This window comes from Duganella sp. GW822-FHT06D06, from assembly GCF_058799615.1.
Map to the genome: position 1 here is coordinate 145,394 of NZ_JBXALQ010000003.1, position 21,350 is coordinate 166,743.

The 21,350-nt window shown below is 69.0% G+C and carries 14 protein-coding genes; 11 read left to right on the top strand and 3 right to left on the bottom strand.

All coding sequences use genetic code 11. The features are described 5' to 3' along the window. Positions 1–39 precede the first annotated feature (39 nt). Genes AC1RMD_RS06865 through AC1RMD_RS06880 form a run of 4 tightly spaced genes read left to right on the top strand, consistent with a single transcriptional unit; the run spans position 40 to position 5,080 of the window. Complete coding sequence (locus AC1RMD_RS06865; protein WP_492924950.1) at positions 40–1,083, top strand: GNAT family N-acetyltransferase; 1,044 nt, start codon at positions 40–42, stop codon at positions 1,081–1,083. Positions 1,084–1,092: 9 nt separating this feature from the next. Further along, positions 1,093–2,424, top strand: coding sequence for a lysine N(6)-hydroxylase/L-ornithine N(5)-oxygenase family protein (locus tag AC1RMD_RS06870; RefSeq protein ID WP_492924952.1), 1,332 nt, complete (start codon positions 1,093–1,095; stop codon positions 2,422–2,424). Beyond that, positions 2,421–3,812 carry an MATE family efflux transporter gene (locus AC1RMD_RS06875; RefSeq protein ID WP_492924954.1) on the top strand — a complete coding sequence of 464 codons (1,392 nt, stop codon included), beginning with the start codon at positions 2,421–2,423 and terminating at the stop codon, positions 3,810–3,812. The genes AC1RMD_RS06870 and AC1RMD_RS06875 overlap by 4 nt, the downstream gene beginning before the upstream one ends. Continuing rightward, the gene (locus tag AC1RMD_RS06880; RefSeq protein ID WP_492924956.1) at positions 3,812–5,080 is read left to right on the top strand and encodes a PepSY-associated TM helix domain-containing protein; all 1,269 of its coding nucleotides are present in this window, start codon (positions 3,812–3,814) and stop codon (positions 5,078–5,080) included. The genes AC1RMD_RS06875 and AC1RMD_RS06880 overlap by 1 nt, the downstream gene beginning before the upstream one ends. A 14-nt stretch (positions 5,081–5,094) precedes the next feature. On the opposite strand, the gene AC1RMD_RS06885 is transcribed toward AC1RMD_RS06880, so the two are convergent. Further along, positions 5,095–5,877 carry an AraC family transcriptional regulator gene (locus AC1RMD_RS06885; RefSeq protein WP_492924958.1) on the bottom strand — a complete coding sequence of 261 codons (783 nt, stop codon included), beginning with the start codon at positions 5,875–5,877 and terminating at the stop codon, positions 5,095–5,097. 96 nt (positions 5,878–5,973) lie between these two features. Between AC1RMD_RS06885 and AC1RMD_RS06890 the strand changes: the two genes are divergently transcribed. Beyond that, on the top strand, positions 5,974–7,131 hold the full coding sequence (locus AC1RMD_RS06890; protein ID WP_492924960.1) for an FAD-dependent oxidoreductase: 1,158 nt from the start codon (positions 5,974–5,976) through the stop codon (positions 7,129–7,131). A 22-nt stretch (positions 7,132–7,153) separates the two neighbouring features. Here the strand turns inward: AC1RMD_RS06890 and AC1RMD_RS06895 are convergent, their stop codons facing one another. Both AC1RMD_RS06895 and AC1RMD_RS06900 read right to left on the bottom strand, forming a co-directional pair. Beyond that, positions 7,154–8,080 carry a diguanylate cyclase domain-containing protein gene (locus AC1RMD_RS06895; protein ID WP_492924962.1) on the bottom strand — a complete coding sequence of 309 codons (927 nt, stop codon included), beginning with the start codon at positions 8,078–8,080 and terminating at the stop codon, positions 7,154–7,156. A gap of 14 nt (positions 8,081–8,094) precedes the next feature. Then, complete coding sequence (locus AC1RMD_RS06900; RefSeq protein WP_492924964.1) at positions 8,095–12,651, bottom strand: PAS domain S-box protein; 4,557 nt, start codon at positions 12,649–12,651, stop codon at positions 8,095–8,097. Positions 12,652–12,903: 252 nt separating this feature from the next. On the opposite strand from AC1RMD_RS06900, the gene AC1RMD_RS06905 reads away from it, so the two are divergent. The 6 genes from AC1RMD_RS06905 to AC1RMD_RS06930 are packed head-to-tail and all read left to right on the top strand — an operon-like array spanning position 12,904 to position 21,333. Continuing rightward, positions 12,904–13,353, top strand: coding sequence for a chemotaxis protein CheW (locus AC1RMD_RS06905; RefSeq protein WP_492924966.1), 450 nt, complete (start codon positions 12,904–12,906; stop codon positions 13,351–13,353). Next, entirely contained in the window at positions 13,350–14,849 is a 1,500-nt protein-coding gene (locus AC1RMD_RS06910) for a CheR family methyltransferase (RefSeq protein WP_492924968.1), read from the top strand. The genes AC1RMD_RS06905 and AC1RMD_RS06910 overlap by 4 nt, the downstream gene beginning before the upstream one ends. Then, a complete protein-coding gene (locus tag AC1RMD_RS06915; protein ID WP_492924970.1) occupies positions 14,846–15,385 on the top strand; it encodes a chemotaxis protein CheW in 540 nt (179 codons plus the stop codon). The genes AC1RMD_RS06910 and AC1RMD_RS06915 overlap by 4 nt, the downstream gene beginning before the upstream one ends. Beyond that, entirely contained in the window at positions 15,378–17,396 is a 2,019-nt protein-coding gene (locus AC1RMD_RS06920) for a hybrid sensor histidine kinase/response regulator (RefSeq protein ID WP_492924972.1), read from the top strand. Before AC1RMD_RS06915 ends, AC1RMD_RS06920 begins: the two co-directional genes overlap by 8 nt. Further along, positions 17,393–18,427: a chemotaxis-specific protein-glutamate methyltransferase CheB gene (gene cheB / locus AC1RMD_RS06925; RefSeq protein ID WP_492924974.1), complete on the top strand. Its 1,035-nt coding sequence runs from the start codon at positions 17,393–17,395 to the stop codon at positions 18,425–18,427. Before AC1RMD_RS06920 ends, cheB begins: the two co-directional genes overlap by 4 nt. Next, entirely contained in the window at positions 18,424–21,333 is a 2,910-nt protein-coding gene (locus AC1RMD_RS06930) for a response regulator (RefSeq protein WP_492924976.1), read from the top strand. The genes cheB and AC1RMD_RS06930 overlap by 4 nt, the downstream gene beginning before the upstream one ends. Positions 21,334–21,350 lie beyond the last annotated feature (17 nt).

Sequence of the window (21,350 nt, forward strand, 5' to 3'; positions counted from 1 at the left end):
CCAGCCATTCCTCCATACGATTTATACGAAGGAAAAAGCATGAACGACACTGCAAACACCGCGCCATTCCGCAGCGCGATCCTGTCCGGCCAGGCGCTGGACGTGGTACACAGCGGCACCACGCTGACGGTCCAACGCAACGGCCAGCCGCTGCTGCAACTGGACGTCGACCTTGGCAACGAATGCTGGCTTGCCCGCAAATCCGGCGCCCCGCAGCCTCCGGCCCTGCTGCAACTGGCCTTGTTGGCCGCGCTGGAGTCGCTCAGCGCATCCCGCACCGAGTTGACGACCTTGCACCTGCATGCCGGCGAGTGGCCCGAGATCAAGGCGGACCTGCTGCGCAGCGGCGTGGCCCGCGAGGCCGGTCCATCGCTGACAGTGGCGCCGGCGATGTTGTGGCAACTGCCGCAGCTTTGGCTGCCGCAGGCGCCGGCCGTCTATCCGCAGAATCACGTGCGCACAGGGGAGCGCTGGCACCCGCAACGTCCCGCCAAGCCACAGGGTTATGTGTACGAGCGCTTTATTCCCTGGCTGGGCCAGAGCATTGCCTTCCGCGTCGCCAGTGTCGAGCACGACCTGGACACCATGCATAAATGGATGAACGATCCGCGCGTGGCCCAGTTCTTCCAGGAGGAAGGCGACCTCGATTACCAGCGCGCCTACCTGAACGGCCGCCTCGCCGATCCGCACATGCTGCCGCTGATCGCCGAGTTCGACCGCGTGCCGTTCGGATACATGGAAGTGTATTGGTCGCAGGAGAATCGCCTTGGGCCTTACTACGCCGCCGACGACTACGACCGCGGCTGGCATGTGCTGGTCGGCGAGGCCGCCTGTTCGGGCGGGCAGTTCATCAGCGCCTGGCTGCCGTCGCTGATGCACTACATGTTCCTGGACGAGCCGCGCACCCAGCGCATCGTCGGCGAGCCTGCGGCCAGCCACCAGCGCCAGGTGCGCAACCTGGAACGCTCCGGTTTTGCCGCCATCAAGGACTTCGACTTCCCGCACAAGCGCGCCACGCTGGTGATGCTGATGCGCGAGAAGTTCTTCAGCAACCGATTGTGGCATCCAAGCCCGAAAGCCTGAGGAGCGATCATGTACACTGAACCACAAACATACGACATCGTCGGCGTCGGCTTCGGCCCGTCCAACCTGGCGCTAGCCATCGCGCTGGACGAGATCCTGCGGGAGCGCGGCCGCGAACTGTCGCATTGCTTCATCGAGCGCCAGCCGCGCTTCACCTGGCACGGCGACATGCTGTTGCCCGGCACCGATATGCAGATCTCCTTCCTGAAGGACCTGGTGTCGTTGCGCGATCCGACCAGCCCATACTCGTTCGTGAACTACCTGCGTCAGCACAACCGGCTGGAGGCCTTCATCAGCCAGAAGACCTTCTTCCCGAGCCGGATCGAGTTCAACGACTACCTGCGCTGGACCGCAGGCCATTTCGACGCCCATAGCCGTTACGGCGAAAGCGTCACCCGCGTGGTCCCGGAATATAAGGGCCGCGATGTGGTCGCGCTGCACGTGCATTCCGCCGACGCGGCGGGCCGCGAGCGCCAGCGCCGCGCCCGCAGCCTGGTGTTCGCCCCCGGCGGCCGGCCGTTCGTGCCGGCGTGCCTGGCGGAGCAGAACGATGCGCGCATCATCCATTCGTCGCGCTATCTGGGCGAGATCGAACGCAATCCGCTCAGCACCAGCGGCGAACATGCGCTGGCGGTGGTGGGAGGAGGCCAGAGCGCGGCCGAGATCTTCCTCGACCTGGTGTCGCGCTATCCGAACGCCAAGGTGGACCTGATCCTGCGCGGCTCGACGCTCAAGCCATCGGAGGATGGCCCGTCGATCAACCACATCTTCGACCCGGACTACACCGACTTCTTCTTCGGCCAACCGCAGCAGGTGCGGCAGTCGCTGCTGGCGGAATTCCGCCACACGAACTACGCGGTGGTGGACGGCGACCTGATAGAGCGCATCAGCGCCATGCTGTACGCCCAGCGCGTCGATGGCAACGAGCGGGTGAGGGTGCTCAGTTCCTGCGCCATCGAGCAGGTACAGTGCGACGAGCATGGCATGTCCCTGAGCCTGGCCCAGGCCGGCGCCAAAGAGCCGCGCCAACAGCGCTACCAGCGCGTGATCAGCGCCACCGGCTACCTGCGCGACACCAGCCGCTCGCTGCTGGCCGAACTTGAACACGAGTTGGACGGCTTCACCATCGGCCGCCACTATCAGCTGGCCACGCCGGCCCACGTGCAGGCGCCTATCTTCGTGCAGGGTTCGTCCGAGACCACGCACGGCCTGGCCGACACGCTGCTATCGGTGCTGGCGATACGCTCGCATGAAATCGCGTTGTCGCTGGTGGACAAGCTGACGCCCAAGCCGCAACGGCCGGCCCGCACCGACAACGTCGTGATGGAGGAAGTGGAATGAGTTTCGCCAACGCCGCTTTGCCGGACATGAATTCGCCGCACCTGAAGCGCCTGTTGTTCACCTTGGCGCTGCCGGCGGTGATCGGCTTGTCGGCCAACGCGATGCACCAGCTGGCGAATGCGTTCTTCGTCAGCCAGCTGGGCGTGCACGCCATCGCCGCGATCAGCATCTGCTTCCCCTTGCTGATCGTGTTCGGCGCCATTGGCGAAGGCGCGGGCGTCGGCGTGGCCAGCTGCGTTGCGCGCCTGCTGGGCGCCGGCGACGGCCAGCAGGCCAATCGCACCGCCAGCACCGTCATGGTGCTGCTGGGCGTGGCCGGCTGCGTGATGGCGGCGGTGCTGATACCGCTACTACCCATGCTGCTGGCGGCGATGGGTACCACGGCCGAAGCCATGCCGGCATCGACCGTCTACGCCACCATCTTCTGCTACAGCGCACCGTTGATCCTGCTGCAGATGCTGTGCGACTTCATCGCCATCTCGGAAGGGAACACCCGCTTCAGCATGTGGACCTTGATCGGCTCCTTCGCGCTGAACGTGATCCTCGATCCCATCCTGATCTTCCACTACGAGATGGGCGTGGCCGGCGCGGCATGGGCCACGCTGATCTCCGCACTGGCGGCGCTGCTGGCGTATGCCGTCTACTTCTACAAACGTATCGGCAAGATCCACGTGGCGCCGCGCCATGTGCGGATCGACTGGCGCGGCTTGTGGCAAGTGGTGCAGGTTGGCGTGCCGGCCGCCATGTCGACCGGACTGGCGGCGGTGGCGTTCGCGCTGATCTACCGGAACGCCGCCAGCTACGGCGACACGGCGGTGGCGGCGGTGGCGATCGGCCTGCGCATCCTGACCGGCGGCAGCCTGCCGCTGGTGGGTTTCTGCCTGGGCGCGCAAGCTTTGTTGGGCTTTAGCTGGGGCGGCGGACAGCACGTGCGCTTCCTGCAAGCGACACGCCTGATGCTGGCTATCTGCAGCGGCTTCGCCATCGTCTACTCGGCGCTGGTGATCGCGTTCGCGCCGTGGATCGTCACCTGGTTCACCAGCGATCCGGCCGTGCAGCAGCTGGCGGTGACGACCTGCCGCGTGTTCCACCTGAGTTTCTGCCTGTTCGGTTTCCACATGGTGGCGGTGGTGGCGCTGCAAGCGGCGGAGCGCAGCAGCAAGGCCGCCTGGCTGGTGTTGGCGCCGCACGGTTACCTGCTGATACCGTTGCTGTTCCTGCTGCCGCCGCTGTGGGGGCTGAACGGACTGATCGCCAGCATGGCGATCGCCGCCACCCTGAGCGCCGCACTGGGCGCGACGATGCTGCTCGGCGAGATGGGTGCGCTGCGCCGCATCGCCGGCCAGGAAGACGCGTCTTCAATTGAAACTCTACAGGCTACAAACTAATGCGTCGAATCGCCACATTGCTGCATCGCTGGGCCGGTCTGCTGATCGCCGGCTTCCTTTTCATCAGCGGCGTGACCGGCGCGGTGATCTCCTGGGATCATGAGCTGGATGAACTGCTCAACCCACACCTGACCGACGCATCCGGTGTGGGCCCGGCGCTGCCGGCGCTGCAACTGGCGCGGGCGCTGGAGGCGCGTCACCCGCAGATGCAGGTGCTGTCGCTGCCGATGGCGGCGGAGCCGGGCCACTCGCTGGCCTTCTACGTGGAGCCGCGCGTGAATCCGGCCACCGGCGCGCTGTATCCGGCGCCGTACAACCAGGTGTTTGTCGATCCGGTCACCGGAGTGGAGCTGGGCGCGCGCAAGTGGGGTGCGGCTTGGCCGATCACGCGCGAGACTCTCGTATCGTTCCTCTACCAGCTGCACTACACGCTGCACATTCCGCAGATGTGGGGCATCGAGCAGTGGGGGCTGTGGCTGATGGGCGGGATCGCGATGATCTGGACGGTGGACAGCTTTGTCGGCTTCTATCTCACGCTGCCGGTGCGGCGGCGCGCGGTGGTGGCGGTCGGCCCGCAGTCCAAGAGCTGGTGGCAACGCTGGCGGCCGGCGTGGCTGATCCGTATTGGCGCCGGCAGCACCAAGTTCAATTTCGACCTGCATCGCGCATTCAGCCTGTGGACCTGGCTGCTGCTGTTCATCATCGCCTTCACGGCGTTCTCGCTGAACCTGTACCGCGAGGTGTTCTTCCCGGTGATGTCGCTGGTGTCGGATGTGACGCCGTCGCCGTTCGACGTGCGCACCCCGACCGGGCCGACCAAGCCGTTGAAGCCCGTGCTGACCTATGCCGACGTGCAGGCCAAGGCCGAACCGGAAGCGGCGCGGCGCGGCTGGCGCGCACCGGTGGGGAATCTGTCGTACTCGCCCGAATACGGCATCTATTCGGTGGCCTTCTTCGCGCCGCAGGACGAGCATGGCGCCGGCGGCGTCGGCCACCGCCAGCTGTACTACGACGGCCGCAGCGGCGCGTTGCTGGGCGACCGCCAGCCGTGGAAGGGCACGGCGGCAGACATCTTCATCCAGGCCCAGTTCCCGCTGCACTCGGGGCGTATCCTCGGCATACCGGGGCGGGTGCTGATTTCGCTGATGGGCGTCGTCGTGGCCATGTTGTCCGTGACCGGCGTGCTGGTCTGGTGGCGCAAGCGCTGCGCACGGGTCGCGGCGGCGGCAAGGGTGACGCTGCCGCCTGCGGCAGCGGCGCGCCGTTAAAACTTCGCCGGGCCTCAACTTCGAAAGTATCGCCCTGGCGACGCGCCGAAATGGCGCTTGAACATGACGATGAAGTTGCTGGTCGTGGCGTAGCCCAGCGCATCGGACACGGCGTTCACCGACTCGCCCTGCGCCAGCCGCTCCAGCGCGATCGACAGCAGGAATTGCTGCCGCCATTGCCCGAAGCTGCAACCGGTTTCGCTGCGGAACAGCCGGCTCATGCTGCGCGCCGACAGGCCGGCCCAGGCGGCCCATGCGGCGAGGCTGCGGCCGTCGTCCGGCGCGGCGGCGAGCGCGGCGGTGATGCGCAGCAGGCGGCGGTCCTGCGGCATGGGCAGGTGCAAGGCGGCCTGCGGCTGCTGCTGCAACTCGTCCAGCAGCACCGACAACACGCGTTGCCGAGGCGGTGACAGCGCCTCGTTCCCGCTCCACGTGGCCGCCTGGCGCACCAGCGCGCGCATGATCTCGGTCACGCCGATGACGGTGGGGTGGGGCGGCAGTTGCGCGCTGGCGGCGGGCGTCAGCAGCACGGTCCAGCCACTGCCCGCCCCGGTGACGCTCACCTTGTGCAGCTCGCCCGGCGGCAGCCAGCCGGCGCGTAGCGGCGGCAGCAGCCAGGAGCCGGTCGCGGTCCGCACATGCACCAGGCCACTCTCGACGCAAAACACCTGGCCGCGATAATGGCGGTGCCAGTCGTATTCCCGCGTCCCCAGTTGAAACTCGCTATCCTGGCCGGGGTCGCCCCACAGCACGATCAGTTCGGGGCCATCTTGGCGCTCGCTGTGATTTTCCGGCATGGCTCAAATTCGTTATTTATCGACCAAACCACGTTATCACCGCATGGCCGTCTTGTCCAATACTGGCGTTCTTCGCAACCATCAGGACAGACATCCATGCAGAAAAATCGATTCCATGTCGCCATCATCGGCGCCGGCCCTGGCGGCCTATGCCTCGCACAAGGGCTGAAGCGGCTAGGCGTTCCGTTCGACGTGTACGAGCGCGACGCGGCACTGGACAGCCGCCCCCAAGGCTACCGCCTGCGCATCAATGCCGACGGCCAGGCGGCGCTGCGCGCTTGCCTGCCGCCCGAGTTGTATGCGTTGTTCAAGGCAAGCTGCGCGGAGAATCTTGGGCAGGTGCATGCGCTGGACGTCCTGCTCAACAGCGCGCCGGACTGGAACGACGCATGGGACGCCGAGCCGGACCTCAAGGCCCATCGCCAGACACTGCGCGAGGTGCTGATGTGCGGGGTCGCCGAGCGCGTCCATTTCGGCAAGCAGCTGCGCCAGCTCGAGCGGCACGACGACGGCCGCGTGTCCTTTGATTTTGCCGATGGCAGCCGCCACTGGACCAATCTGCTGGTCGGCGCCGACGGCAGCCAGTCGCGCGTGGCGGCGCAGTGCTTCCCGTCGGCCCAGGGGCTCGACACCGGCGCGGTCTGCATCTACGGCAAGGCGGCGCTGGACGGCGCGGCCATCGCGCCGGTACTGCGCCAGGGCACGACGGTGGTGTTTGGCGATGGCCTGGCGATGGTGCTCGACGCCATGCACTTCGCCGGCGCCACCTCGCTGACTCCGGTCGACGACTATCTGTACTGGGCGATGATCGGGCGGCGGGAGCGCTTCGGACTGGGCGTCCAACTGCCCGCGAATGAGGCGGACCTGCGACGCTGCGTTGCCACCGTCGGCGCACACTGGGCGGCGGGACTGCGCGCGGTATTTGCCGCCACGCCGTCCGCCATGCTGGCCATGCTGCCGGTGCGGCAGGCGCGCGCGCCGCTGGCGACGGTTGCGGGCAGGGTGACGGCACTGGGCGATGCGCTGCACGTGATGAGTCCGGCAAGCGGCTTGGGCTGCAATAGCGCGCTGCGCGACGCCGCCACGCTGGCCGCGCAACTCGCCACGGCGCAGCAGGGCGCGGCGACGCTGGAGCAGGCCGTGGCTGGATATGAACAGCAGATGCGACTCAACTCGGATGCGGCGCTGCAGGCTTCGGCGCGCGGCGGCCAGCAGCTGTACGGCGGCGCGCGCGACGCGGCGGCCGGGGCTTGACGGCCGGCAGTCTGCGCCGGCGTCAGTCCCGGTGGTCCGCCACGACGACCTGGCCGCGGCCCCGTTGCTTGGCCTGGTACAAGGCGGCATCCGCCCGTTCCAGCAGCGTGGCGTAGGCGTCATCCGCCGCCGGGTGCATCACGGCGACGCCGACGCTGACCGTGACCACCGGCGCGGTGGTGGAGTCCAGATGCTCGATGGCCAGGCCGCGCACGGCCTGTTCCACCCGCTCCGCCAGCGCGCGCGCGGCGCCGGCGTCGGTTTCCGGCAGCAGGCAGAGAAACTCTTCGCCGCCATAGCGCGCCGCCAGGTCGCCCGCCCGTTGCATGGCCGAGGACAGGGCGCCGGCCACCCGCTTCAGGCAGTCGTCGCCGGCCTGGTGGCCGTAGCGGTCGTTGTAACGCTTGAAAAAGTCCACATCGATCATCAGCGCCGCCAGCGGCATGCCGCTGCGCAGGCAGCGCCGCCACTCGATGTCCAGTCGCTCATTCAGGTGGCGCCGGTTGGCGATGCCGGTCAAGCCATCCACAAAGGCCAGCGCGTGCAGCGCGTCGACATGCTGCTTCAGCTGCAAATGGGCGCGCACCCGGTTGCGCAAGGTCAGCGGATTGACCGGCTTGGTCACGAAGTCGGCGCCACCGGCTTCCCAGCAGGCGTTTTCCTCGTCCGGCGTGGTGCCGGCGGTAACGAAGATGACCGCGATGCCGCGTGTGTCCGGGTTCTGCTTCAGCCGGCGGCACACTTCCAGGCCATCCAGGCCGGGCATGACGACATCGAGCAGCACCAGGTCGGGCGCGCTGCGTTCGCACAGCTCCAGCGCCTGCACGCCACTGGTGGCGACGAACAGTTCATAGTCGCCCGCCAGGATCTGATGCATCAGCCTCAGGTTGGTCTGCTGGTCGTCCACCAACAACACTTTGCCGCGTCTTGCGCCAGTCTGTACGTTCATATTCATTTTTTTGGTTACGATGGTTCGGCCAACAATTGACGCTGAATGGCGTCGCAATATCGCGCCGCCGTCGGAAAATCGAATCGTTCAATGGCGTCGTTCAGCTCGGAAAACTCCGCCGGCAGGCGCTGGCCATGGTCGCGCAGCAGCGCTTCAAACAAGGGCAGGGCGTCCAGATTCGAGGCCGCCAGCAATCCATGCAGCTTGCGCAGCGCGTCCGGCAGCGCCGTCGGATCGGCCGGGGTGAGCGCCGGCCGCGGCGGTTCCAGGTTTTCCAGATCCAGGGCCAGCGCAGTGGCGCTGGTGGCCGCCTGCCGCGCCAGCGCCATCAAACCCGCGTGCGCGGCGGCCCACGCGGCGGGGCTGGCCTGGTCGCGCACCAGTTGCTCCAGGCCGGACGCGGCCTGCGCCAGCGCCGCGGCGCCCACCGTGCCGGCCACGCCCTTGAGGCTGTGCAGCGCCGCCGCGCTGGCTGCGGTGGCGCCGGGCAGCAGCGGCACCTGGTGCTCCAGCGTGGCCAGCTCCGCCACGAAGCCGCGCAGCGCGCGCCGGTAGAACAGCGTGTTGCCGCCGAAGCGGGCCAGCGCCGTCTTGCCCTCCAGGCCGGGCCGGGTCAGCGGCGTCGATGCCGGCGCCGGCGCCGGCATAGTCTGCGGATCCTGCCTGGCCCTGCCGATATTTCGGCAGATGGTGTCAACCAATTGGGGCAGGTCGAAAGGCTTGCCGACATGGTCGTTCATGCCGGCGGCCAGTGCCAGTTCGCGGTCGCTCTCCATGACATTGGCGGTCATCGCGATGATCGGCAGCAGCGCGCCATTGGCGAGCGCGCGTATGCTGCGGGTGGCGGTGTAGCCATCCATCTCCGGCATCTGGATGTCCATCAGCACGCAGTCGAAGGGCTGGACTGCGTTTTGCACGGCCTGGATCGCCGCTCTGCCGTCGTTGGCGACCTCGATGCTGGCGCCTTCCTGGCTGAGCAGTTCAAACGCCACCTGCTGATTGGTCGGATTGTCTTCCACCAACAACAAGCGCACGCCAGCCAGCGGCCGTGTGCCGGCAGGCCTGGCGGCGCCGTTGACGGGTTCATGATGGGAGGCCTTGGCTACCGCGTCCAGCAGCATCGACGGCGTGGCAGGCTTGACCACCACCCCATCGAGCACCGTGCCATCGGTCTGTTGCAGCGCCAGCACCTCGCGTCCGTGCGCGGTCACCATGATGATCAGCGGCGCGTGGCCGGGCGCGGCGCGGCGCCGGATGCGCACGGCGGTATCCCAGCCATCCATGCCGGTCATGCGCCAGTCGATGAAGAACACGTCGTAGGGTCGACCGGTGTTGTGCTCGATGGCCGCCAGCGCGGCGGCGCCGCTGGAGAAGGCATCGGTCGACCAGTCGAACGCGCCCAACATGGCGGTCATCGAGGCGCGGGCGGTTTCGTGGTCGTCGACCACCATGCATCTGAGCGCCTTGAACTGGGCGGCGCCGGGACCGCTCGCCGCCGGCGCCGGCGCGCGCTGGCAGCCGATGCTGAACGAGAAAGTACTGCCCTGGCCGACGACGCTTTCGACCGTCAGCACGCCGTCCATCATGGCGACCAGGCGCTGGCTGATGGACAGCCCCAGCCCGGAACCGCCGTAGCGGCGCGCGGTTGAGGCCTCGGCTTGGGAAAAGCCGACAAAGATGCGCTGGCACTGTTCCGCCGAAATACCGATGCCGGTATCGCGGATGCTGAAGCCCAGGCGCAGCGCGGCGGCGCCGTACCTGGCGATGTCGCGCGGTTCCGGCGCCAGCGCTTGTACCGCGACCACCACCTCGCCCTGCTGGGTAAATTTGATGGCGTTGCCGGCCAGGTTGATCAGCACCTGCTGCAGGCGCATGGCGTCGCCCACGATCCAGTCGGGCAGGGCGGGGTCGATCTGGTAGGAGATCTCGATATCCTTGTCGTCCAGGTTGGCCGCCAGGATCACGCTCACTTCGCGCAGCAGCTGGTCGTTGCTGAAGGGGTAGGGATCGAGCGTGAGCTTGCCCGCTTCCACCCGGGAGAAGTCGAGGATATCGTTGAGGATGCCCAGCAAGGCGCGGCCGGCGCGCTCGGCCTTGCCGGCGTAGTCGAGCTGGCGCGTGTCGAGCGCGGTGGTCTTCAGCAAGGCCAGCATGCCCAGCACGGCGTTCATCGGCGAACGGATCTCATGGCTCATATTGGCCAGGAACTCGGATTTGGCCCGGTTGGCGCTGTCGGCCACCTCGGTGGCGGCGCGCAGGGTGGCTTCGGCCTCGTGTTGGGCCGTGATGTCGCGGTTGATGCCCAGCACCCGGATCGCCTTGCCCTGGGCGTCGCGCTCGACCGAGGCCGCCGCCTGGACGTAGCGCAGCGTGCCGTCGCTCCGCACCACGCGGAACACCGGGTCGTACTTGCCGGTGCCGGCGACCACGTCCATCAGCTTGGCCATGGTGGCGTCGACGTCGTCGGGATGGACGTGCTGGCGCCAATGCTCAAGATGCAAGCCGCAGCCGTAGGCATCCGCCGGTACGTCGTAGAAGTCGTACATGCGCTGGTTCCATTCCAGCAGGCCGGTGGCCAGGGTCCAGGTCCAGATGCCCAGCTCGGCCACCTCGGCGGCGTTCAGCAATTGATCGCGGGCCGCCACCAGCACCCGCCGGTCCTGCTCGCGCGTCGTGATGTCGGAGGCAATGCCCAGGTAGCCGTTGATGACGCCGTCCGCGCCGCACAAGCAGGTCACCGAAAGCAGCACCGGGAAGCGCGAGCCGTCGCGGCGGATGTAGGTCCATTCGTTTTCATCCGCCAGCCCCAGCCTGGCCTTGGCGACGAAGGTCTCGAAGCCGGCTTCCACCGGGGTGCGCAGCTCCTGCGACAGGACGGCCGCCCGCGCCACCACTTCGTCTGCATCGTGCAACACGGCCGGCGTCAGCAAGCCCAGAACTTGATCTGCCGCATAACCCAACATGCGCTCGGCGGCGGGATTGAACAAACGGATGATGCCCGCCTCGTCGGTGGCGATGATGGCGTAGGAGGCATGATCGAGAATGGCCCGTTGCAGCATGGTGACCGATTCAAGATGCAAGGTGCGCTGGCGTACCTGCTGCTCCAGCGTTGCGTTCATCTCGCGGATGCGCAGGTTGGCCTGCTCCTGCTCGCCGATGTCGCGCACCGTCTTGGCGGCGCCGATCACCCGCCCGTCGGCGCCGCGGATCGGCGACGAGGTGATGGAAACGGTCAACAGCCTGCCGTCCCGGTGCCGGCGCCGGGTATGCATGTCGGCGACGCCGTCGCCGCTGGCGACGCGGCGCAGGATCTCCGCTTCCTCGTCCGCCGCGTCCGCCGGAACAATGAGCTCGGCAAGCGAGCGGCCGATCGCCTCGGACGCCGCGTAGCCAAACATCTGTTCCGCCCCCTGGTTCCAGCTGGTGACGGTGCCGTCCAGGGTCTTGCCGATGATGGCATCGTGCGAGTTTTCCACAATGGCGGACATGCGCGCCTGATATTCGTCCACCTGGCGCCGCTGGCGCAGGTACAGCTGGGCCGCCATGCCGACCATCGCGGCGCCCACCACCATCGCGAACAGCACGCCCAGCCGCATCGTGGTCATGGCGCTGGTGACGGCGTCGTCGGTGGTCGCCAGCAAGAAATGGTAGTCGCGCTGCGGTTGCGCCGGGTCCAGTCTCACCCGCGTATCGGCCACGTACAGGGTCTGGCCGTCGTCGGCCGTGACCGGATGCAGCGAGGTCGCCAGGCCGGCGCCAGCGGAGGGGGTGAATTCGTCCTGCCAACGCCAGCGCCGTCCCAGCTCGAAGCCAAAAGTGCGGGACGGATCGGGGTGCAGCAAGAAATCGCCGGCGCTATTGGTCAGGTAGGCGCGAAACCCGGTCGGCAGATTGGTGCTGACCGGTCGCATGATCGTACTGACGTCATAGTTGATGACCACCACGGCAAACAGTTCTCCCGAACTGGTGTACACCGGCGTCGCCGCGCGCACGGTGGCGATGTGGGGAACCTTGATCGCGCCATGCTCGCGGTTGAGGTTGATATCCGACAGATAGGTTTGTCCGGCCGGCAGGCGCATCGCCATCCGCATGTACTCGGTTTCGCCTTTCTGCTGCAGGTCCGCTTTGGCGGTGACGACCAGCCTGCCGCCTGAGCGGTCCATCCTGATACGCTCACGTCCATGATCCGCCACGCCGATCAGGCGCAGCTGGGTGAGGTCCGGATTGGCGATGGCATAGGCGGTGAAAATGCTGACAAGCCGCGCTTCCCAGTAGGCGCCGGGCGTACTTTCCCGCGCATCGAAGCCGCCATTGCCCTCGGCGCGGGCGAGACCGGCGACGGGCGGGACGCTGGCGAGGAAAATGGCATCGCGGCGCAAGTCTTCCAGCTTGCGTTGCAAGATGCCGGCATTGGAGATGCTGCGGCCGGTGAGCCGCACCTCCAGTTCCGCCAGCGTTTGCTGGCCTTCATACTGGCCGAAGGCGTACACCGTGATGGCGACGGTCGCCAGGACGGCAAGGCCGGCAAGGCCGGCGGCCAGCTTGCGCCAGCTGCGCCAGGGACGCGTCATCAACGGCTGCATGGCCGTGACCTGGCAGGAACCCCGCTGCCCCTGTATCCGACGCCATCCATACGCTCTCCCTTTGTATTTCCCCAAGTGACTATAACGTAGATTCCCACCTGTTGAAGCCAAATTACATCATATGATTTTTGGATAGATTCTCTGTTAGAATCTTGTGTAACCTTCACGGGAACGCGAGCTGGTTTCCGCGCTTTTTGCTGGTCAGTGAAATGGGTTTCCATGCCATTCGATAGCGAGCCATTGCATTCAGTACTGTTGTGCCGCAGCGGACAACGCCTGTGTGCGCTGCCGCTGCGGCATGTGCGTGAAATCATGCGGGCGTTGCCGGTCGATCCGCTGCCCGCCATGGCCGACTTCCTGCTCGGCCTGGCCCTGATACGCGGCGTTCCCGTTCCCGTCATCGATTGCGCCCGCCTGGTCGGACCGTCGCGTTCGGCGCAAGTGTCGCGTTTTGTCACACTAAGCGTCGGCCCACGGCAACTGGCGCTGGCGGTGGATGGCGTGCTCGGCGTGCGCCGGCTGGCCGCCGCCGCGCTGGCCGAGATCGCTCCCTTGCTGGACGCTAGCGACGACGGCCTGGTGCAAGCCATCGCCACCCTCGACGCCGAACTGTTGCTGGTGTTGCGCGCCGGCCGCATGGTGCCCGAGGCCATGTGGGAGGCCCTGGCCGCCGGGGAAGCGAGCGCATGAACCTCGAACCGACCTCCACCCAGGTGGCGCGGTTCCGCGACCTGATCGCCGAGCGGCTGGGCCTGCAATTCGATGAAACCAAGCTGGGCAACCTGGCCCGGGTGCTGGCGCTGCACGCCGGCGGCGACAGCGCCGCGTTCATCGCCACGCTGGCGGCGGCGCCCGCGCCGTGCGAGGCGCTGCACCGGCTGGCGGTCGACCTGACCGTCACCGAAACCTATTTCTACCGGAATATCGAGCAGATCCGCGCCTATGCCGACGTGGCGCTGCCGGCCTGCTGGCAGGCGCGCGACGGTTTGCCGGTGCGGGTGCTGTCGGCCGGCTGCGCCTCGGGCGAGGAGCCGTACACGCTGGCCATCGCCGCGCGCGAGGCCGGGCCGCTGGGCGCCGGCAGCGTGGAGATCCGCGCCGTCGACGCCAACCCGGCCATGCTGGCCAAGGCCGCGCGGGCCCGCTACTCGGCCTGGTCGCTGCGTGAAGTCAGTCCCGCCATGCGGGCCCGCTGGTTCAGCCGCGAAGCCGAGCTGTATGCGCTCAACGACGGCGTGCGGCGCTCGGTCCGCTTCGACCAGCGCAACCTGGCCCAGGACGATGACGAGCTGTGGGCGCCCGGCAGCTACGACATCGTCTTCTGCCGCAACGTGCTGATGTACTTCAGCCCGGCCCAGGCGCAGGCGGCGGTGGCCCGCATCGCCGCCGCGCTGACGCCCGGCGGTTACCTGTTCATGGGCCACGCGGAAACCTTGCGCGGGCTGTCGCACGATTTCCACCTGTGCCACACCCACGCCACTTTCTACTACCAGCGCAAGCTGTACGCCGGCCAGGCGCCGCTGCCGGCCGACTTCAACCAGCCGCCGTGGAACGGCGTGCAAACCCGCCCCGTGCTGTGCGACGATCCGGCCTGGGTCGACGTCATCGCCCGCGCCGCGCAGCGCATCGACACGCTGGCGGTGGCCGTGCCGCGCGCCGGCGCCATGCCGTCGGCGCCGGCGCAGGCCGACCTGCACCACGCGCTGGCCTGCCTGCACAACGAACAATTCGAGCAAAGCCTGGCGCTGATCGACAAGCTGCCGCAACAGCACGCCGAGGACCCGGACGTGCTGCTGCTGAAGGCCATCTCGCTCGGCCAGAGCGGCGCGCTGACGGCGGCGCAGAACGTCTGCCATCAATTGCTGGCGCGCGACGAGCTCAACACCGGCGCCCAGTACGTGCTGGCGCTGTGCCACGAGGAGGGCGGCGACAACGGCGCGGCGCTGGCCCACTACCGCAGCGCCGCCTACCTCGATCCCGGGTTCGCGCTGGCGCGCCTGCACATCGGTCTGCTGGAGCGGCGCTTGGGCGACGCCGAGTCGGCCCGGCGCGACCTGGCCCAGGCCCTGATCCTGCTCCAGCATGAGGAAGCCTCGCGGCTGCTGCTGTTCGGCGGCGGCTTCCCGCGCAGCGCGCTGGTCGGATTGTGCCGCGCCGAACTGGCCGCACTGGGAGCGACGCCATGAGCCCGGACCGCATGCCGGCCGACAGCGCCCGCCAATTGCGCGAGCAGTTCGACCGTTCGTTCGCGCTGGCCCCGAGCTTGCCGGCCGCCGGCAGCGTCAACCTGCTGACGATACGGATAGGCGCCGAGCCCTATGCGATCCGCCTGGCCGATATCCGCGGCCTGCACGCCGACCGCCGCGTCCTCGAAGTGCCCAGCCCCATGCCGGAGCTGCTGGGCGTGACCAACTTCCGCGGCCAGATCGTGCCGGTCTACCAGCTGACCACCTTGCTGGGCAAGGCGGCCGCCGGCGCGCCGCGCTGGATGGTGCTGGTGCAGGCCAGCGCGCCGCTGGCGTTCGCCTTCGAAGCCTTCGAGTCCCACCTCTGCGCCGGCGCCGAACAATTGATCGCCGCGGCCGACGCCGGCGGCCACGGACAGCAATGCGAGGCGGTGCGCACGGCCGCCGGCGTGGTGCCGGTGCTGGCGATCGCCGCGCTGGCGGCCGAGGTCGAAGCGCGCACGGTGCGCGCGCAGCAGGGAGGCCAGCATGGCTAAAGATCCCTACCGCTATTTCCGCATCGAGGCGCGCGAGTTGATCGAGCAGATCGGCAGGGGCGTGCTGGCGCTGGAGCAGGGCGCGCGCGACGCCGAACAGGTGGCCTTGTTGCTGCGCTGGGCCCATACGCTGAAGGGTGCGGCGCGGGTGGTGCGGCAGGCCGAGATCGCCGACCTGATCCACGGCGTCGAAGAATTGCTGGCGCCCTTGCGCAGCGACGACGCGGCGCTGGCGCGCAGCACCGTCGACCAGCTGCTGGCCGCCTGCGACCGGGTCAACGCCTTGCTGGCGCAACTGCCGCTGCCCGAGGCCGCCCCCGCCGCGCCGGTCGCTGTCGCCGGCGGCGCCGCGCCGGCCGCCGAGAGCGAGGCCGAAGCGCCGCAACGGCTCGGCCGCGCCGACGTGCTGGAAGTCGATGTGCTGCTGGAGGGACTGGGCGAGATCGGCACCGAGCTGGCGGCCATGCGGCGCGCCATCGGCGCGCTCGATGCCTTGCGCGCCCTGGCGCTGGCGGGCGAGGCGGCGCAGGGCGGCCGGGTGCTGGTGGCCCAGCTCGACACGCTGGAGCGGCGCATGGCCGGCGGCGCCGAACGCATCGACCGCGAACTGCGCCAGACCCGCGACGCCGCCGAGCGCCTGCGGCTGGTGCCGGTGGCCGGCATCTTCACCACGCTGGAACGCTGCGCGCGCGACGCCGCCCACAGCAGCGGCCGCCAAGTGGCGTTCGAGGCCACCGGCGGCCAGTTGCGGGTCGACGGCGAAGTGCTGGACGTGGTGCTGGGCGCCTTGCTGCAGCTGGTGCGCAACGCGGTGGCGCACGGCATCGAGACCCCGGCCGAGCGGCTGGCGGCGGGCAAGCCGGCGGCCGGCCGCATCACGCTGGAGGTGGCGCGGCGCGGCTACATGGTGTGGTTCCGCTGCCGCGACGACGGCCGCGGCATCGACCAGGCGGCGCTGCGCCGCTCGCTGGCCGAACGCGGCCTGGACGCGCCGGACGACAGCGCCGGCCTGCTGGCGCGGCTGATGCAAGGCGGCGTCAGCACCAGCAGCGTGGTGACCGAGTTGTCCGGACGCGGCATCGGCATGGACGTGGTGCGGGCGGCGATGGGCAAGCTGGGCGGCAAGGCCCAGGCCGCCAGCGGCGCGGGCGGCGCCACCTTCGAGCTGAGCGTGCCGCTGACCCTGGCGGCGCTGGACGTGTTGCTGGTCGAGGCCGACGGCCAGGGCATGGCCCTGCCGCTGGACGCCGTGCACGGCGCGCTGCGGGTGCCGCCGGAGCAGGTGGTGCACACCGTCGACGGCGGCGCCATCGTCTACCAGGGCCAGTTGCTGCCGCTGCTGCCGCTGGCGGTGGGCGCGGCCGCGCGCGAGCGGCAGCAAGGCCGGCACCTGTGGTCGCCACGGGCGATGACGGCGGTGGTGATCCGCAGCCACGGCGAGCTGCTGGCCCTGGCCACCAGCCGGCTCGGCGGCGTCGACAGCGTGGTGCTGCGCGGGCTGCCGCCGCTGCTGGCGGCCGATCCCATGGTGCTGGGCTTGTACCTGGACATCGAGGGCGAGCCGCGCCTGGTGCTCGATCCCGAGGAACTGGGCCGGGCCCTGACCCGGCGCCGCAGCAGCGGCCGCGAAGTGGCGCCGTCCTGCCTGCCGATCCTGATCGTCGACGATTCGCTGACCACCCGCATGCTCGAGAGCAGCATCCTGGAGTCGGCCGGCTACCAGGTGGCTTTAGCGGCCTCGGCCGAGGAAGGGCTGGAGCTGGCGCGGCAAAACCGCTACGCGCTGTTCCTGGTCGATGTCGAGATGCCGGGCATGGACGGTTTCGGCTTCATCACCGAAATCCGCGCCGATCCGCAGCTGTGCGAGATCCCGGCCATGCTGGTGACCTCGCTCGCCACCGAGGCCCACCGGCGCCGCGGCGCCGAGGCCGGCGCCAACGGCTACATCGTCAAGAACGAGTTCGACCAGACCGCGTTCCTGGCCCGGATCGGCGAGCTGGTGCAGCGATGAGCAGACTACGGGTCCTGGTGGTGGAAGATTCGCTGACGGTGCGCATGCACCTGTGCGAGTTGCTGGAGGCCGACCCGGCGATCGAGCTGGTCGGCAAGGCCGAGGACGGCAAGCAGGCCATCGAACTGTGCCTGGCGCTGCGGCCGGACGTGATCTCGCTCGACATGATGATGCCGGTGATGACCGGGCTGGCCGCCACCGAATACATCATGGCCTATTGCCCGACGCCTATCCTGGTGGTGTCGTCGTCCGTCAACCGTGGCGAACTGTTCCGCACCTACGAGGCGCTGGCGGCCGGCGCGCTGGACGTGATCGAAAAACCCCGGCCCGACCAGCTCGGCTGGGGCGGACACTACCTCGCCATGCTCAAGCTGGTGGCCAAGATCAAGGTGGTGACCCATCTGCGCGGGCGGCGCGGCGCCGCGCCGGTGGTGGCGCCGTCGGCGCCGATCCCGCCGCAGGGCCTGCGGCTGATCGCGGTGGGCGCCTCGACCGGCGGACCGCGCGCGCTGGTCGACGTGCTGGGCGCGCTGCCGGCCGATTTCCCCTTGCCGCTGCTGGTGGTGATCCATATCGCCGAGCCGTTCGGCACCGCCTTTGTCGACTGGCTCGACGACCACTGCGCGCTGGACGTGCGGCTGGCGCGCCACGCCCAGCCGCTGCCCGCGCGCGGCGTGGTGCTGGCCGCGCCCGGACTGCATCTGGAACTGCGCGGCCGCCAGCTGGTGTGCGAGCGCGGGCCGGAGCGCCACTCGTGCCGGCCGTCGGTCGACGTGCTGTTCGATTCGGTGGCGCGCGAATGCGGCGGCGCCGTCGCCGCCGTGCTGCTGACCGGCATGGGCCAGGACGGCGCGCGCGGCATGCTGGCGGTGCGCGCCAGCGGCGGCCTGACCATCGCCCAGGACGAAGCGAGCAGCGTGGTGTACGGCATGCCGCGCGAGGCGGCGCTGCTGAACGCGGCGCAGCGCATCCTGCCGCTGGCGGAAATCGGACCGGCGCTGGCGGCGCTGGCCGGCTGGAGGGCGCCATGACGGCCCCGGTGCTGATCGTCGACGACAGCCTGACCGTGCGGGCCGACCTGGAGGACGCCTTCGAGGAGCACCAGATCGCCACCATCGCCTGCGCCACGCTGGCCGCGGCGCGCGCGGTGATGGCCAGCCGGGAAGTGGGCCTGATGATACTGGACGTGATGCTGCCCGACGGCGACGGCATCGACCTGCTGCGCGAAGTGCGTGCCACCGACGCCGGCGCCAGCCTGCCGGTGCTGGTGTTGTCGAGCGAAGCCCAGGTCAGCCACCGCATCCGCGGCATGCTGACCGGCTCCAACGATTATGTCGGCAAGCCCTACGACCGCGACCGCCTGGTGGCGCGCGCCATGCAGCTGCTGGAGCTGGCCGGGGCGCCGGCCGACGGCGCGCCGCTGGTGCAGGTGATCGACGACAGCCTGACCTACCGCGAGCAGCTCGGCGCGCTGCTGCGCGAGCAGGGCTACCAGGTGGCGCTCTCCCATACCGGCGAGGAAGGCTTGCGGGCGATGGCGCTGCGGCGGCCGGCGGCGCTGGTGGTCGACAGCGTGCTGCCCGGCATCGACGGCGCCGGCGTGGTGCGCCGGCTGCGGCTCGACCCGGCGCTGCGCACCGTGCCCTGCATCCTGCTGACCGGGGCCGACCAGCAGGGCGCCGAGCTGCACGCGCTGGAGGCCGGCGCCGACGCCTTCGTGCGCAAGGACGGCGACGCCGGCATGCTGCTGGCGCGGCTGGCGGCGGTGCTGCGCAATGTCGACGGCGGCGGCAAGCCGATGGCGCCGCAGGCCGGCCAGCGCATCCTGGCGGTGGACGACAGCCGCACCTATCTGTTCGAGCTGGCCGAGGTGCTGGGCGACGAGGGCTACGACATGATACTGGCCGAATCCGGCGAGCAGGCGCTGGCGCTGCTGAAGGTGCAGAAGGTCGATTGCGTGCTGCTGGACCGGCTGATGCCCGGCCTGTCCGGCACCGACACCTGCTATCGCCTGAAGGGCGATCCCGCCACCCGCGACATCCCGCTGATCATGCTGACGGCGATGGAAGACCGGGCGGCGATGATCGAAGGCTTGTCCACCGGCGCCGACGACTACGTGCTCAAGTCGAGCGACTTCGACGTGCTCAAGGCGCGCGTGCGGGCCCAGCTGCGGCGCAAACAGTTCGAGGACGAGAGCCGCCGCATCCGGGCCGAGCTGATGGGCAAGGAACTGGAGGCGGCGGAAATGCGCGCCGCGCGCGCGCTGGCCGAAAGCCGCGCCGCCCTGTTGATCGAGCTGGAACAAAAGAACCGCGATCTGGAACAGGCGGTGCAGGCGCTGGAAGCGGGCCAGCGCGAGGTGGCGGCAAAGAACCGCGAGCTGGAGCAGGCCAACCGGCTCAAGTCCGAGTTCCTGTCGAATATGTCGCACGAGCTGCGCACGCCGCTCAACGCCATCATCGGCTTTTCCGACCTGATGGCGCGCGGCGTCACCGGCGAGCTCAGCACCAAGCAGCAGACCTGCGTCGGCCATGTGCTGGCCAGCGGCCGGCACCTGCTGGGCCTGATCAACGACATCCTCGACCTGTCCAAGGTGGAGGCCGGCAAGATGGACCTGGCGCTGGAGCCGGTCGACGCCAACAACGAGCTGCGCGCCTGCCTGTCGATCGTGCAGGACAGCGCGGCGCGGCGCGGCATCGGGCTGGAGTTCCTGCCGTGCGTGCCGCTGGCGCAGGTGCAGGTCGATCTGCGCAAGTTCCGGCAGATGGCCTACAACCTGCTGTCGAACGCGGTCAAGTTCAGCCACGACGGCGGCCGCGTGACCTTGTCGCTGCACCGGGTGCTGCGCCCCGACGTCGACTACCGCGAAGACGGCGTATGGACCAGCCGCCTGCTGCCGCTGCCCGCCGGCGGCGCGCAAGAGTTCCTGGAAGTGCGGGTGCGCGACGGCGGCGACGGCATCGCCGCCGCCGACCTGTCGGCCCTGTTCGAGACGTTCAGCCAGCTCGATTCGTCGAGCTCGCGCCAGCACGAGGGCAGCGGGCTGGGCCTGGCGTTGGTCAGCCGCCTGGCCGAGCTGCACGGCGGCACGGTCGGCGTCGCCAGCGCGGCGGGACTGGGCGCGCAGTTCTCGGTCTGGCTGCCGCTGCGGCCGGAGCCGCTGGCGGCGGCGCCGGATCCGGCCAGCCGCCGGGTGCTGGTGATCGAGGACGACCAGCACGCCGCCGAGCTGCTCCAGCTGCACCTGGAGAGCATCGGCTTCGCCGTCCGCCACGCGCGCGACGCCGTCAGCGCGCTGGCGATGGCGCGCAGCGAGGTGCCGGACCTGATCACGCTCGACCTGCTGCTGCCCGACGCCAGCGGCTGGGCGGTGCTGGACGAGATCAAGAGCAATCCCCGGCTGGAAAGCGTGCCGGTGGTGATCGTCTCCATCCTGGCCGAGGAAATGAAGGCCTGCGTGCTGGGCGCGGCCCAGCTGCTGCAAAAACCGGTGTCGCACCAGAGCCTGCGCGACGCCGTGTACGCGCTGGGGCTGGGCAACGACGACGCGCTGGCGCCGACGGTGGTGATCGTCGACGATGCGGCCACCTGCGCCCGCCTGAGCGGCGACCTGGCCGCGTTGAACTACAAGGTGCTGTGCTATGCGGACGGCGCCAGCGCGCTGGCGGCCATGCCGGCGCTGCGTCCGGACCTGATGATCGTCGGCCTGGTGCTGGCCGACATCAGCGGCTTCGAGGTGATCGCGGCGCTGCGCCACGGCGGCGCCGGCGAGGCGCCGATCCTGGTGCTGAGCGAGCGCAGCGTCAGCGACGACGACAAGCGGCGCCTGAGCGGACAGGTGCTGCGCGTCATGGAGAAAGACAGTTTCAATCGACGCCAATTCTTGTTCGAGGTCGGCCGCGCGCTGCAACAGCGCGCCGGCGAGCCGCGACCTTGAGGCCAGCACGATAACCG